Source organism: Nonomuraea sp. NPDC003754 (assembly GCF_053605785.1).
Map to the genome: position 1 here is coordinate 114226 of NZ_JBSGJX010000008.1, position 13912 is coordinate 128137.

A 13912-nucleotide genomic window follows, 5' to 3' on the forward strand; every position below is an offset into this window, starting at 1 on the left:
CTAGAGTGGCACGGGCCTAGAGCGGCACGGGGTCGAGGTCGTAGCCGAAGTATCTGGGCCCGGCCAGCGCCAGGCCCTCGGGGGTCAGCCAGCGCGGGTCGCACGGGGCGGCCAGGACGGTGACGCGATGGCCGTACCTCAGCGCCTCGGTCGTCACCGGGTCGCCGGTCTGCTGGTCGAGGACGCAGATCAGGTTGGGCGTGGTGGCCACGGGGACGCCGTCGAGCTCCGCCAGCAGGTGCTCGTTCTGGAACGACAGCCGCAGTTCGCCCGCTCCCTGGAGCCTGGCCGTGCCGCGGGCGAAGCCGCCCTGGGTGCGTCGTTCGACGTCGACGACCTTGCCGGTGAACAGGACGCGGCCGCCCAGCCGTTCGGCGACCGCCTTCGCGGCATCACCGCGCTCGGCGGCCACCAGCGCGCCGAGCTCGGCGCTGAGCGAGAGGGTGGCGGGCACCATGGACCGTCGGGCTTGGGCTCCGTCCATGGCGTACAGGACGGTGGTGGCCGAGCCGCCCATCTCCACGGTGGTTGCTCTGGCCAGCCGTTCCGTCCAGTGGTTGCCGACGGTGTCGAGGACCGACCGGTTGCCCTTGTCGTCAGCCATCGCCATGGGAGAGGCGCGCACGCCGTACAGGGCGGGGATGAACATCTGCAGTTCGGGGAAGGCCCGGCCCATGCCGTCAGCGTCGATCAGCGGCAGGCCGAGTCTGGCCGCCGCGGCGACCGGGATCAGCGAGTTGACCCCGCCCACCTCGGCGCAGGCGATATGGGTGGGACGGCGGCCCAGGTAGCCGCACAGGGCTTCGACGGCGTCGGACATCTCCGTGCTCGACGGCAGCTTCTCCACCATGACGGTGGGCGCGCCCATGCCGGCTACCGGCAGCACCATCGCGTCGTCGGGCACCTCCTGCAGCGGGGTGAGGGTGACGGGCCCGTACTCGCGGAGCGCGGCGCGGGCCATCAGGTGCCCGATGTAGGGGTCCCCGCCGCCGCCGGTGCCCAGGACGGCTGCGCCTGTGGCGATGTCGGCCAGGTGTTCCAGCCTGATCTCACGCATGCGTGGCCTCCTCGACCGACAGCTCTCCGACCGCCTTGACCTTGATCCTGATGGCGTCGCCCGGCAGGTAGGGCAGCGGGATCTCGTCGAGCTCGACGATGTCGACGCTGCGGGGTCTGGCGCCGCCGGCGATCGCCCGGTCCACCGCCTCCTGCCGGGCCTCGTCGAGGATCTTCTCCCTGCGTCCCGGCGCGACCGTATAGATGCGGTCCACCTCGCCGCTGACCTGGGCGATGGCGGCGCCGATCGCGTTGGCCACCGCGTAGTGGCCGGGCCTGCGGACCTGGCCGCACCCTGCCAGTTCGTCGGGCAGGAGGATGGAGCCGCCGCCCACGGCCACGACCGGCAGCGGTTCGGGGCTGGTCCGCATGCGTTCGACGGATTCGGCCACGTCGTCGGCGATGCGCCGCAGGACCGCGTCGACTAGGTCCTTGTCCAGGTGCGAGACCAGCGAGGGATCGCCGATGTCGGCGCGGCCCGCGGCGACGGCGACGTCGGTCGCGGTCAGGGTCGAGCCGCCGAAGACCAGTGCGTGCTCGGCGAGCAGGTATCCGACGGAGTCCGGGCCGATGCGGGGGCCCGGGTGCACGCGGCTGCCGCCGCCGATGCCGATCGACAGCACGTCGGGCATGCGGAAGTTCGTCCTGATGCCGGCGACGGTGACGTCGGTGGTCGCCTCCCGGGGGAAGCCGCCGTGGAGCACGCCCACGTCGCTGGTCGTGCCGCCGATGTCGACGACGGCGCAGTCGGTCAGACCGGACAGGTAGGCCGCTCCGCGCATCGAGTTCGTCGGGCCCGAGGCGAACGTCGCCACCGGATAGCGGCGGGCGTGGTCGATGGGCATCAACGTGCCGTCGTTCTGGCTGAGGTAGAGAGGGGCCGCGATCCCGAGTCCGGCCATGGCCTGGCGCAGCCCGTCCACGATGTCGTCGGCCAGTTCGCGCAGCGCCGCGTTGACGATGGTGGCGTTCTCCCGTTCCAGCAGCCCGATCCTGCCGATCTCGTGGGAGAGCGAGATGGGCACGCCGGGCAGTTCCTCGGTCAGGATCTGCGCGGCCCGCTCCTCGAACTCGATGTTCACCGGGGAGAAGATGGAGGAGATCGCCACTGAGCGGATGCCGCGGGCGCTGATGTCCTGCGCGGTACGGCGCAGCTCGTCCTCATCGAGTTCGGAGATGGTCCGCCCGTCGAACTCGTGACCTCCGTGGCACAGGTAGCCGCGTCCGGAGACGGCCTTGATCAGCGGGTCGGGCCAGTCGATGAAGGGCGGCAGCGCCGTGGTGGCGGGCAGCCCGAGCCGTACGGCGGCCGTGGGTGCGAGCCGGTCGGCTTCCACCAGCGCGTTGATGAAGTGCGTGGTGCCGATCATCACCGCCTGCACCGGCTCCTGAAGCCGCAGGCCTTCGACGGCGGAGACGATGCCGTCGGTGACGCCTTTGCTGGTGCTGCGCTTGACCGCGGCGACGACCCGGTTGCCGTCCATCAGGACGGCGTCGGTGTTCGTGCCGCCGACGTCGATGCCGATCCTCATGCGCTCACCCTTTCCGCGCTCTCGGTCCGGCTGGTGCCGACCTCGGTGATCAGGCCGAGCCGTCCGCACGCCACGTAGAGCGCGAAGGCGGCCACCAGCGAGTTGACGCTGCCCAGACCGGCTGTGACGAACACGCCGACGAGTGTGGAGACGATCCAGACGACCAGTGTCGCGGGCACCCACATGGGGGCGCTGGCCGGGGCGGCGTCGTTGGCGAGGCCCTCGGCGAGCCGGTCACGCCAGCGGCGGACGACGAAGTACTCGGCGATCATGATTCCCGCGATCGGCGGGAAGACCACGCCCAGCAGGATCAGGAAGTCGGTGAACCGGTCGAGGATGCCGGCCGCCCCCAGCAGCGTTCCCGCCACGCCGACGAACAGGGTGATCACGACGCGGCTGGGGCGGCGTCCGCTGACCACGCCGATGAAGGTGAGCAGTCCGAGGCCGGCCGAGTAGAGGTTCCAGTCGTTGATCTTCAACGTACCGGCGACGATCACCAGGGTTCCCACGAGACCGACGGAGGAGACGACGATCGAGATGACGTCGGAGCTGCCGACAGCATGCGCCAGCAGCACTCCGGCCAGCCCGATGACGTACTCGCCGAGGGTGACCCCGATGACGGTCTGCTTGATGACGTCGCCCGCGGTGCGGTTGAACCGCGTCATGTCGGAGGTGATCACGGCGCCGACCATGAGACTGCCCGCCACCAGCGCCGTGCCCTGCAGCACGGTCATGGGCGGTCCCGGCGGAGGGGAGGAGACGAGCGCGCCCAGGGAATGCCCGCCCAGTTCCGAGATGATCGACCAGGCCACCAGGGCGAGGAACAGCGGGACGGTGACGTAGGCGGTCCAGGCCATCGAGCGGAACCCGGCGATCACGATGGCGGTGACCGCCAGACCGAAGCCGATGGCCCACACCCACTCCGGCGGGCCGCCGATCAAGGCGTGCAGGCCGCGGGCGGAGACCCCGGACTGGATGCCGAACCAGCCGACCAGGCTGATCCCGATGGCCAGGCCGATGACCGCGGAGCCGCCGCGGCCGAAGCCGGTCCATCTGGCGAGCATGGAGGTGGACAGCCCCTCGCGCATGCCGATGATCCCGACAAGGATCATCCCGAACTCCAGGATGAGCGCGCCGAACGTCAGGGCCCAGAACGCGTCCCAGAAGCTGAGGCCGAAGCCGAGGGCGGCGCCCAGCATGAACTGGGTCAGCGCGGACACCTGCCCGAAGCGCTGAACGGCTACCGACCACCAGGGGTAGCGGGCGGTCGTAGGTACTCGGCTGAGTGAGTAGTCGTCGACGGCAGAGGCCACGGTGTCCTCCCAAGAGACCAGGTTGGGAGAACGCTAAGGACGGCACGCGCATCTGAACAGATGCGGAGCGCACCATGCGTCCGCGTATGTGCGGCAGTCTGCACCACCGCCCCGGCGGCTTCAGCAGATCTTCTGGAAGGGCTCTCCGCCTGGGAGGTAGCGGGTCCACTCCTCCTTGGTGAGCGAACGGCCGGCCATCGCGCAGACCGTTGTCATCGGCTCCGACGGGATGCCCGGCTTCCACAGCAGGATGGTTCCGGCGTTGTCGGAGCTGGCCAGGGTCTGGCCGTCGGGACTGAACGCCAGCGCCACGACGTCCTCGGTGTGGCCCTTGAGCGGGTTGCCGATCGGCCTCCTGGTTGGCACGTGCCACAGTTGGACGCCCCTGTCCTCGCCTTCGGTGGCCAGGGTCTGGCCGTCAGGGCTGAACGCCACCGCGCCATGGCCCTTGACCGGATCTCCCGACGGCTGCTGGGTCCTGGTGTCCCACAGCCGGGTGGTCCCGTCGTCGCTGAGGGCGGCCAGGAGCTTTCCGTCCGGACTGAACGCCATCGACGGAAGGCCCTCCATGGGGTTCCCGATCTGCCGCCGGGTCGCCATGTCCCACAGCCGGATGGTTCCGTCGCAGGCGGTGGCCAGGCTCTTGCCGTCCCTGCTGTAGACGACCGCCTCAACGGGGGCGGTCCCGGCCCGGATCGGCACCCCGATCGGGCGCCGGGTGGCTGGATCCCACAGTGAGACCGTCCCGTTGCCGCCGCCGACGGCCAGTGTCTCGCCGTCCGGGCTGAACGCCACCGAATAGATGCTCTGACCGGCCTGGATCGGCTCTCCGATCGGCTGCCGGTCCGCCATGCCCCACTGCTGGATCTCTCCGTCGGGATCGGCGATGGCCAAGGTCTCGCCGTCCGCGCTCAGCGACATGGGCCAGGCGTTGTTGCCGTAGGCGTTCGGCGTCCCGATCGGCTTGCCGAGCTGCCGTCCGGTCCCGGGGTCCCACAGCCGGACGGTCTCCTCCATACCGCTGCTGATCAGCGTCTTGCCGTCCGGGCTGAACAGCAGTGGCATGGCCTCCTCGGTGTGGCCCTTGAGCGGGTCTCCGATCGGCCGCCGCGCCGCCGGATCCCACAGTCTGACGGTCCGGTCCGTGCTGCCGGTGACCAGGAGTGCGCCGTCCGGGCTGAAGGCCACGGCCGAGACGCTGTAGGTGTGGCCGGTGAGCGTGTCCCCGACCTGACGGCCGGTCGCCGGGTCCCACAGCCGGATGGTCTGGTCCCAGCTTCCGGTGGCCAGGGTCTTGCCGTCCGGGCTGAACGCGATGGCGCTGACGGGCCCGTCATGACCTCGCAGCGGGCTGTTGATCGCGTCGCCCGTGACGGAGTTCCACAACCGGACCTCTCCGTCGTCCTCTCCGGTGGCCAGGATCCCGCCATCCGGGTTGAACGCGACCGACCGGACGGTGCCGGTGCGGCCGCCGAGCGGCTTCCCCTTCCCGGTGGCGAGGTTCCAGAGCCAGGCCCCGTCGCGACCCGCGCTGGCGAGGGTCGTGCCGTCCGGGCTGATCCGCAGAGACTCGACGTCGTCGGTGTGACCGGTGAGCGGAGCCCCGATCTGCCGCCAGGTCGCCGTGTCCCACCGCCGGATCTTCTCGTCGGACCCGACGGTGACCAGGGTCACGCGGTCCGGGCTCAGAGCCAGGGCCGCGATCACGTCGCCCGGGCCGGTGAAAGTGGTCCCGATCTGCCGCCAGGTCGTGGTGTCCCACAGCCGGACGGTTCCGTCCTCTCCGAGGGTGACCAGGGTCCGGCCGTCGTGGCCGAACATCGCCAACCGGAAATCCGCGGTGAACGGGCTCCCGATCCAGCGGCGGGTCACCGGGTCCCACAGGCGCATGGTCCGGTCGTCGCCGGCCAGGACCTTGCCGTCGGGGCCGAGCGCTTTGATGTCGCCGAGGCCGTTCAGGACAGCCCTGGCGGGGGTCGCCAGGGAGGCGAGCATGCCGTGGCGCGCCTCGGCGGTCGCCTTGAAACGCCAGGCCGCGGCGGCCAGGAGCCCGGCCACCACCGGGTCACGGACCTGTTCCCGGCGCGTGACCAGCAGGCTTGACACCGCGCTCCGGTGTTGCGCCTCCGCCCTGTCCCGCTGCGCCCGCGCGAGGTTGGCCGAGTCGACCGCGGCCACCGCGCTGACCACCGCCGCGGCGGTCAGGAGGGACAGCCCCGTCCAGGAGAACCGCCGGAACCGCCGGGCCCGACGGTGCTGGCGGACGTCCTCGCCGACGAGCTCGTCCTTGGGGCGGTGGTGCAGGGCGGAGGCGAGCGTCGCGACGGCGTCGAGGAAGGCGGGGTTGCCGAGGGACAGGTCGGTCTGGGTGCGGATCGAGCGCAGGTCCACCCAGAGCGGCACCTCGGAAAAGCCCCGGAGCAGCGACTCGGGCAGGGCCGTGGTCAGGGTGTCGTCGAAGTGCCCCGCCTCGTGGTCCCAGACGAGCTCGCCGTCGGTGAGCACGATGAGCATGGGCCGTTGCGCCGCGAGCGACCGCCAGTGCTCGACCTCCCGCCGGACCCAGACGGAGCGCGCCGAGTCGGGCGAGGCCAGCAGGATGAAGCAGCGCGACGCGTCCAGCGCGGCGTCGATCGTCGTCCACAGGCCCGGCGAGGCGGACAGGCTGCGGGCGTCGCAGAAGACGCGCAGGGCGCGCAGGCGGTACCAGGGGCGGGCGAACTGGTGGAGGGCGTCGCGCAGGGCGGGGCCGAGGCGGCCGTCGGCGGCTCGGCTGTAGGAGATGAACCCGTCGTAGTGACCCGGAGATGGCTTCTCGCGCTTACCGAGGAGATCCACACACCCGATTCTGGGGCTTCGGGAGTGCTTCGGGATTGAGTATGGGCCTACTCATGCCGCAAGGGTCCGTTCGGGCGATCATCGGAATCCGGACAGTTCGGAGAGGACCGCGCCATGAGATGGTTGGCTCGATCGCTGGTCGCGTTGCTCGTGGTGCTGGCGTATCTCGCGCCCGCCGCGGCCCAGGCCGAGGATGTGACGGTCACCGTCCACCTGTACCGGGTGGTCGAGGTGGAGTGCGGCGAGGGGGCAGGCGAGTCGTGCCCGAACGACTACTACCCGAAGTTCCGGATCGACGGCAAGAACTTCGACGGCAAGGCCGACTTCTGCTGCGCCCACGGTCCCGACTTCAGGACCAACTGGGTCCACAGCGAGAAGGTCGACAGCACCCACAACCCCATCGACATCCACCTGGAACTGTGGGACCAGGACGACGCGACCCCTGACGACCCCATCGACTGGGGCCAGCCCGGAGATGACCTGGACATCACGTTCGATCTGAACACCTGCGTCTTCACCGGTGGCGGCCTGACCGCCCAGCAGGGGGCGGGCATCCTGTCTCTGACGGGGCAGAGCGAGGCCGGCGGCGTCGACTCGGCCCGCGGGTACTTCACCATCACCACCCCGCACTGCCTCGACCTGGCGAGGAACGCGGGCGGCGACAGCGACGGCGACGGCATACAGAACGCCTGGGAGACACCCGGTCTGGGTCTCGACGCCAACATCGACGGCACCGTGGACCTGCCGCTGGGCGACCCGCCCTACAACGCTCTGCCGTACCGGAAGGACCTGTTCGTCGAGGTCGACTACATGACCGGATTCCGGCCCGACTACCTGGGCCTCCTGGACGTGGTCGGCGCGTTCGACCGCGCACCGGTCGATCCGTACCCGGGCGGCAAGTACCTGGGCGTCGGGCTCCACATGCTGGACATCGACGAGGAACTGCCGCACGTGCCCGTGCTCCGCTTCGTCCCGGACAACGACGGACAACCGGACAACTTCAGCTTCATCAAGAACGGCGCGCGGAACAGCACCTGCGCGGGCGCCTTCGGCACCGCCGCCGACCGCTCCAGCCCGAACTGCGCGAACATCCTGAAGGCCAAGAACATGGTGTACCGCTACATGATCTTCGGCGACCGCGTCGAGGACGAGGACGGGAACACCAACGGGTCGGGCATAGCCGAGTGGGACCCCACCAGCCCCCGAGGTGGCAACGACTTCGTCGTCACGATGGGCGTGTTCACCCCCAAGGAGTTCCAGGAACTGGGCGGGCGGGTGAACGCCGAGAAGGCCACCTTCATGCACGAGCTGGGACACACGCTGGGCCTGGGCCATGGCGGCGACGAAAAGGTCAACTGCAAACCCAACTACCTCAGCGTGATGAACTACTCCTACCAGTTCCAGGACTACGACCCCATCCGGCCGCTGGACTACAGCAGCTCGGCCAGGGGCACGGCTCTCACCGTGTCGTTGCCGGAGAGCGAACTCGACGAGAACTCCGGGGTGTACGCGAGCCCCGATCGCCAGATCGTGTACGGCGTCGGCGGCAAGCCCAGAACGGTGGCCGCCACCAACGGATTCATCGACTGGAACGGAAACGGCACAAGACAGGGCGAGACCGCCGCCAACATCACCCGCATCCTGGACGAGTGCCCCGACAAGGACCTGGAAGACCTGCACGGCTTCGACGACTGGTCCAACATCCAGTACAACCCCCGCCTCAACGCCAGGTTCTTCGCCGACGGCGCGCGCCGCGGCCTGCCGCAGGAACTCACCGCGCAGATGATCCGCGCCAGGTTCCAGCAGGCCGACGTCAAGCTCACCAAGTCCGCCGACCGGACCGAGGCCGTCGGCGGCGACACCGTGACCTACACGGTGACCGTGACCGACCTCGGCCCCGGCACCGCCACCGCCCTCTCGGTGACCGACACGCTTCCCGACGGCACCGCGCACCACCGTTCGCTCCCGGACCTGGCCAACGGCGCCGTCCACACCGTCACACCCCCGTTCACCTACCGGGTGCCCTGCGCCACGAACGACGGCACCGTGGTCACCAACACCGCCACGGTCACCGGCAAGGACACCGACGGCATCCCCGACCCGTACACCGACGACAACACCGACCGCGCCACCACCACGGTCCGGGCCCCGGTCCTGACCGTGAACCAGACCGCGACCCCCACGGTCAACGCCGGCGAGGCCGTCACCTACACCGTCACGTACGCGAACACCGGTGGCGGCGCCGCGTCCGACACCGTCGTCACCGCCACGCTCCCGTCCGGCGTCTACTACAGCCAGGCGCTCGACCTGGGAACGGGCCCCCGACCCGACTCGGTGACGCTCAACGACGACGGCACCCGGACCCTGGTCTGGAACGTGGGCGCCGTCCCTGCCAGGTCCGGCGACCGCGCGATCGTCTTCACCGCGCGGCCGACGCTGCTGGCCCCGGCGGGCACGACGTACACGAGCGACGTGTCCGTGCGCTACAAGAACGCCGGCGGGGCGTGCACCTTCGCCCCGGTCACCGCCTCGGCGACCACCGGGGTCACGGCCGTGCCGCCCGCCCGCGATCCGCGCTCCAAGGGTTTCTGGAAGAACCACGCCGGCCAGTGGACAGCCGAGTTCCTGGCCCGTATCCAGGCCACCGACCAGCGCTACGACACCGACCGGGGCGGAGCCCTGACCGCCGCCGAGATCACGGCGGCCTTCACCGCCGACAACTCGCCGAAGAGCGTGCTCACCGAGCACCTCCTGGGCACGTACTTCAACCTGGCGACCAGGCGCATCAACGCCGACACCGCGATCAGCTCCAGCCCCGGCACCGTGCGCGCCGCGGTGCTCTACGCCCAGGACACGGCCGCGCTGCCGGTCGGCTCCGACACCGCCGAGCGGTACAGCAGAAGCATCCGCCTGCTGGACGACATCAACGCCAACAGGATCGAGGTGTACTGAGGGTCGGGCCGGCGGGCAGACCTCCGGAAGCACCGGGCCGGGCTCCTCGGTCAGCTCGGAGGAGGCGCCCGCCGAGTTCGCGCACGAATGCCTCTCCACCCGAGCTCCACCCCGATCTCCATCCCGCGGAGGTGTGGCGATCACCTGCCTGATCCGTACGGTTCCGTCACATGAACAGACGAGACGCGAACCGGCTCGACCTCATCAAGGTGGTCATGAGCTGGGTTCTCGGCACGAATGGGGGAAAAGTGGGCGGAAAGTCTATAGTCGCCTTGGTTGTCGTGGGGCTGGTTGTTCTGGTGGGGTTCCTCGCCTACCGGCTGCTCGCCTTTGAACTCATCGCCAACCTTCGCCACTGACGAACGTCCTGTCCCGGGAGCCACCACATGATCGACGCGCCGCGCCAGGCGAAACGGCCGTCCTGGCGGGTCTACCTGTCACCAGGATGGCGAGTCGAGCGATTGGTCGGCACGATCATGATGGTGGCCGCCCCGCTGACGGCACGTTCGGGCATGCTCACCGACATCACCTGGACGCTGCTGAGCCTGAGCCTGGCCGGCTGGGCGGCCTTCGTTTTCCTGGAGCGACGAGCGCCGACGAGCGCCCTCGTCGTGCTGGGCGCCTCGGCATTGGCCGCGGCGCCGGCTGTCGGCTCGACCGCCGACGGCACCGCGATGATCATGTCATGTGTCGGGCTGGTGGCCTTCTCCATGCACACGCGGCCGAGCCCACTCGTGATCATTACGATGACGGGTGCCACGGTCATGGCGGCCACCTTGTCGTGCGTGTTCTCGGAGCGATCAGCCAGTGACGCGTTCGGCAACGCCGCGGTGATGCTGGTCGTCGTCGTGCTCGGACTCAGCCGGCGGCAGTACCGTGTCCAGGCCGAGCACGCCCACCGGCTGCTGGAACAGACTCAGCGCGCCCAGGCCGAGCACGCGCGAGCCGCCGCGTTGGACGAACGGACCAGGATCGCCCGCGAACTCCACGATGTCCTCGCGCACTCCCTCGGTGCCCTGGGTGTGCAACTGGAACTGGCCGACGCGCTGCTGAGCGAGAAGCACGACCTGGACGGCGGGTTGGAACAAGTACGGCGGGCCCGTCGGCTGGCCGTCGAGGGCTTGTCCGAGGCACGACACGCGGTGGCCGCGCTGCGCGAGGACATACCGCCGCTGGCCGAGGCGCTGGCTCAGCTTGTGGAAGCTCATCGCGGCAACCATTCAGCGGTCGTTCACGCCGAGGTCGGCGGGACGCCGCGCTCATTGCCGCCGGCCGTCACCGTCTGCCTGGTGCGCACCGCGCGGGAGGCGCTCACCAATGCCGCCAAGCACGCCCCGCACGCCGCGATCACGGTTCGGCTCGACTACCACGTCGATACCGTGAACCTCGTGGTCCGCAACGAGTCCGTTCCCGAACCGGCTGAAGGCGACCGCAGCGCGCGGCCTGCGGGGTACGGACTGACCGGCATGCGCGAACGGCTCGCCCTCGTGGGTGGTCAACTCACCACTGCGGAGAAGTGGGGTGGCTGGCAGGTGGTCGCGGAGGTACCGGCGTGAGCGACACCACGATGATCCGCGTGATCGTTGTAGACGACCAGCAGATCGTCAGGGAAGGCCTGGTGGCCCTGCTCGGGCTGCTGGACGACGTCGAGGTCGTCGGTTCGGCGGGCGACGGCGAGGGCGCGCTTCGGCTGCTGGAGGAAACCTCTGCTGACGTTGTGCTGATGGACCTGCGGATGCCGGTGATGGACGGGGTGGAAGCCACACAGCGCATCACCCGGCAGCATTCACAGGTCGCGGTCTTGGTCCTGACCACGTACGCCGACGATGACTCGATCGCGGCGGCCCTTCGTTCAGGTGCCCGCGGCTATCTGACCAAGGACGCAGGCCGAGCCGAGATCGCAGCGGCTCTCCGCGCCACCGCGTCTGGTCAGTCCACCTTCGACACCGCCGTCTCCCGGCGCCTTGTGGCGGCCATGCTACGGCCAGGCCCGCTCCACCCCGTACCGCCAGATCGCTGGGGCAACCCCGACGGGCTCACCCCCCGGGAGGTCGAGATTCTGAAGCTCATCGCACAAGGCATGACGAACCAGCAGATCGCCGCGTCGCTGTTCATCGGAGAGTCGACGGTCAAAACGCACATCAACAACACCTTCGCCAAGATCGGAGCTCGCAGCCGCAGCGACGCGACACGCTACGCCTACCGGCATGGGTTGGCAGAAGGCTGACAACGGTCCTCGGGACGAAGACCCAACCGCAATTGCCCGGGCTTCGGGGTTCAAGGACCGTTGACCGGTGCGAGCCGGTGGCGGGTTCAGGCGATCAGTAGGCGAAGCCCAAGCTCTGCCGCGTCGAGATCGACGAGGTCGTGGTTGCGTTCGGCCCACCGACCGGATGCGAGGTCGTCACGGAGGCTGCGCACTGCACGCTGCTCGGCGTCCGGCCCGACCCTGGCCCAGACCGATATCCCGCGACGGACATTCTCGTCCAGGTACGCCTCCGGCCGACGCCAGTAGGCCTCGAAGAAGCCGTCAGCGCAGTCCCACGGGATGAGCACCGGTTCCATCCGGGCTCCGATCGCGCCGGCCTGCTCGGACACCGAAGGCCGGCCGGCGAGGAGGTCCGCGACCTCAGGCAGGTAGTCGCGAGTAAGCCAGAACCGATGAAGCCATCCGGTGTCGCTGGTGTCGTGCGTGAACACCACCACGCGGCGAGCAACCCGCCGCAGCTCGCGCAGCCCGGCAATCGGGTCCTGCCAGTGATGAATGGAGGAAACAGCCATCGCGGCGTCGAAGGACTGGTCATCGAACGGCAGGCTCTCGGCAGATCCGACCAGGCACGGCGCCGCGCCCGGGAGACGCTGCGAACGCATGAGCGCCGACGGTTCCACCGCGAGGACGTGGCGGTCGGGGGGCTCGTACGACCCGGTGCCCGCCCCGACGTTCAGTATGGTCCGGGCATCGCCGAGCGCGGCCCAGATCCGCGCGGCGATGCGCGGTTCCGTGCGCCGTGTCACGGTGTAGGTCGCTCCGATGGTGTCGTACAACTGCGCGCTGGACATTGACACTGCCTTTCCGGCTGTCACCCATCGTCCCCGCACAGTGCCGGTGGCCTGGGTAGCGTGTCACTATGCGGGAGGTCGCTTGATCGCCATTTCACCATATTGATCGGCATGTGAGGAGCTGTCGCGGGCGCTGGAGGTGGCGTAGAGCGTCCGCCACAGCGCCTTGGCCTGGACGTCGAGCCCGCCGACACCAGCATCCTCGCCGAGGCGGGCCACGTGGCTGGACCGGTCGCTGTCCCTCAACGAAGCCGCGGAATCGCTGGGCCGGCACTCCCGCGAGCTAGCCGGGCGTCCCGTCGCGCTCGCTCTGTCGGGCGAGACGCTGGGCTTGCCCGTTGTGCACATCGCTCACCCATTCCCAGCCCGGCTTGGCCGATGGGCCGACCCGCGGGTCACTGGGATCATGGCCCTCACGCAAGGCGAGCACGTACGCCCGATCCCGCTCGATCCGTGCGTGTACCTGGTCAGCTCCGCCGACTGACCCGTGGCCGGGGATGAGGACATCGGCATCACCCGCCACGCCCTCCAGCAGCCGCAGCGCGGCGAGGTGGTCCTCGATCGGGTCCGCGGTGCCGTTCAAGTCGAGCATCGGAATCAGGACATCAGAGAGCATGTCGCCGGCGACGAGAACGCCGCGCTCCTCGATCAACAACGCCGCATGGCCCGGGGCATGCGCCTGATGCTCGATGATCCGGACTTGAGGACCATCCCAAGGAATCCGCGCGGTGTCGGCGGGCAAGCCGGTGATGAGGCCGAGCAGGTCCAGCGGTACCTGCTCGGCGATGTCCGGCGGTATCAGTTGGGCGGCGATGCGGGCCTTCGCGCCCGGGTCCGACAGCCGATCTCGGACAGTGGCCGCGCAGCGGGCCGTGCCGTAGCGAGGCGCCGCGCCGAGCCCGGCGTGCCAGAGCAGGTGATCCCAATGCGGATGCGTCGAGAAACCCGCCACAACGGGCTGGCCCAGTTCGCGAAGGTCGTTCGCAAGGCAGGCCATTTCGTGGCCCTGCACCCCGGGGTCGATGAGCAGCACGCCGGCGCGGCCTTGCACGACAACGGCGTTGCTTTGGCAGAACTCGCTCTCGTGGATCAGCACGCCCTCCGCGACCTGCCTCAGCACGGTGGCCCCTTCCGCTTGTGATTTGCAACCGCTTGCCGAGA

General features: G+C 69.6%; 10 protein-coding genes. 4 read left to right on the forward strand and 6 right to left on the reverse strand.

All coding sequences use genetic code 11. The features are described from left to right. Positions 1 to 16: 16 nt before the first annotated feature. The 4 genes from ACWEVS_RS12860 to ACWEVS_RS12875 all read right to left on the reverse strand — a co-directional run bounded on the left by ACWEVS_RS12860 (position 17) and on the right by ACWEVS_RS12875 (position 6739). A complete protein-coding gene (locus ACWEVS_RS12860) occupies positions 17 to 1057 on the reverse strand; it encodes a DUF917 domain-containing protein (protein ID WP_449922961.1) in 1041 nt (346 codons plus the stop codon). Next, complete coding sequence (locus tag ACWEVS_RS12865) at positions 1050 to 2588, reverse strand: hydantoinase/oxoprolinase N-terminal domain-containing protein (RefSeq protein ID WP_452551485.1); 1539 nt, start codon at positions 2586 to 2588, stop codon at positions 1050 to 1052. Before ACWEVS_RS12865 ends, ACWEVS_RS12860 begins: the two co-directional genes overlap by 8 nt. Then, a complete protein-coding gene (locus tag ACWEVS_RS12870; protein ID WP_449922956.1) occupies positions 2585 to 3901 on the reverse strand; it encodes a purine-cytosine permease family protein in 1317 nt (438 codons plus the stop codon). Before ACWEVS_RS12870 ends, ACWEVS_RS12865 begins: the two co-directional genes overlap by 4 nt. A 120-nt stretch (positions 3902 to 4021) precedes the next feature. Beyond that, entirely contained in the window at positions 4022 to 6739 is a 2718-nt protein-coding gene (locus ACWEVS_RS12875) for a TIR domain-containing protein (protein ID WP_452551486.1), read from the reverse strand. Positions 6740 to 6853: 114 nt separating this feature from the next. Here ACWEVS_RS12875 and ACWEVS_RS12880 point away from each other — a divergent pair, with 114 nt between their 5' ends. The 4 genes from ACWEVS_RS12880 to ACWEVS_RS12895 all read left to right on the forward strand — a co-directional run bounded on the left by ACWEVS_RS12880 (position 6854) and on the right by ACWEVS_RS12895 (position 11918). Further along, positions 6854 to 9691 (forward strand): DUF7507 domain-containing protein, encoded by a 2838-nt coding sequence (locus tag ACWEVS_RS12880; protein ID WP_452551488.1) that lies wholly within the window; start codon positions 6854 to 6856, stop codon positions 9689 to 9691. A gap of 170 nt (positions 9692 to 9861) precedes the next feature. Next, the gene (locus ACWEVS_RS12885) at positions 9862 to 10050 is read left to right on the forward strand and encodes a hypothetical protein (protein WP_449922948.1); all 189 of its coding nucleotides are present in this window, start codon (positions 9862 to 9864) and stop codon (positions 10048 to 10050) included. A 153-nt stretch (positions 10051 to 10203) separates the two neighbouring features. Continuing rightward, entirely contained in the window at positions 10204 to 11247 is a 1044-nt protein-coding gene (locus tag ACWEVS_RS12890) for a sensor histidine kinase (RefSeq protein WP_452551490.1), read from the forward strand. Continuing rightward, positions 11244 to 11918 carry a response regulator gene (locus ACWEVS_RS12895; RefSeq protein ID WP_452419309.1) on the forward strand — a complete coding sequence of 225 codons (675 nt, stop codon included), beginning with the start codon at positions 11244 to 11246 and terminating at the stop codon, positions 11916 to 11918. Before ACWEVS_RS12890 ends, ACWEVS_RS12895 begins: the two co-directional genes overlap by 4 nt. 86 nt (positions 11919 to 12004) lie before the next feature. Here the strand turns inward: ACWEVS_RS12895 and ACWEVS_RS12900 are convergent, their stop codons facing one another. After that, positions 12005 to 12751 (reverse strand): class I SAM-dependent methyltransferase, encoded by a 747-nt coding sequence (locus ACWEVS_RS12900; RefSeq protein WP_449922940.1) that lies wholly within the window; start codon positions 12749 to 12751, stop codon positions 12005 to 12007. A gap of 283 nt (positions 12752 to 13034) precedes the next feature. Then, on the reverse strand, positions 13035 to 13871 hold the full coding sequence (locus tag ACWEVS_RS12905) for an MBL fold metallo-hydrolase (protein ID WP_452551492.1): 837 nt from the start codon (positions 13869 to 13871) through the stop codon (positions 13035 to 13037). Positions 13872 to 13912: the final 41 nt, after the last annotated feature.

Bases quoted from the DNA above. Each gene is read 5' to 3' on its own strand.
- ACWEVS_RS12860 (WP_449922961.1), bottom strand. From the start codon at position 1,057: ATGCGTGAGATCAGGCTGGAACACCTGGCCGACATCGCCACAGGCGCA.
- ACWEVS_RS12865 (WP_452551485.1), bottom strand. From the start codon at position 2,588: ATGAGGATCGGCATCGACGTCGGCGGCACGAACACCGACGCCGTCCTG.
- ACWEVS_RS12880 (WP_452551488.1), top strand. From the start codon at position 6,854: ATGAGATGGTTGGCTCGATCGCTGGTCGCGTTGCTCGTGGTGCTGGCG.
- ACWEVS_RS12885 (WP_449922948.1), top strand. From the start codon at position 9,862: ATGAACAGACGAGACGCGAACCGGCTCGACCTCATCAAGGTGGTCATG.
- ACWEVS_RS12890 (WP_452551490.1), top strand. From the start codon at position 10,204: ATGCTCACCGACATCACCTGGACGCTGCTGAGCCTGAGCCTGGCCGGC.
- ACWEVS_RS12900 (WP_449922940.1), bottom strand. From the start codon at position 12,751: ATGTCCAGCGCGCAGTTGTACGACACCATCGGAGCGACCTACACCGTG.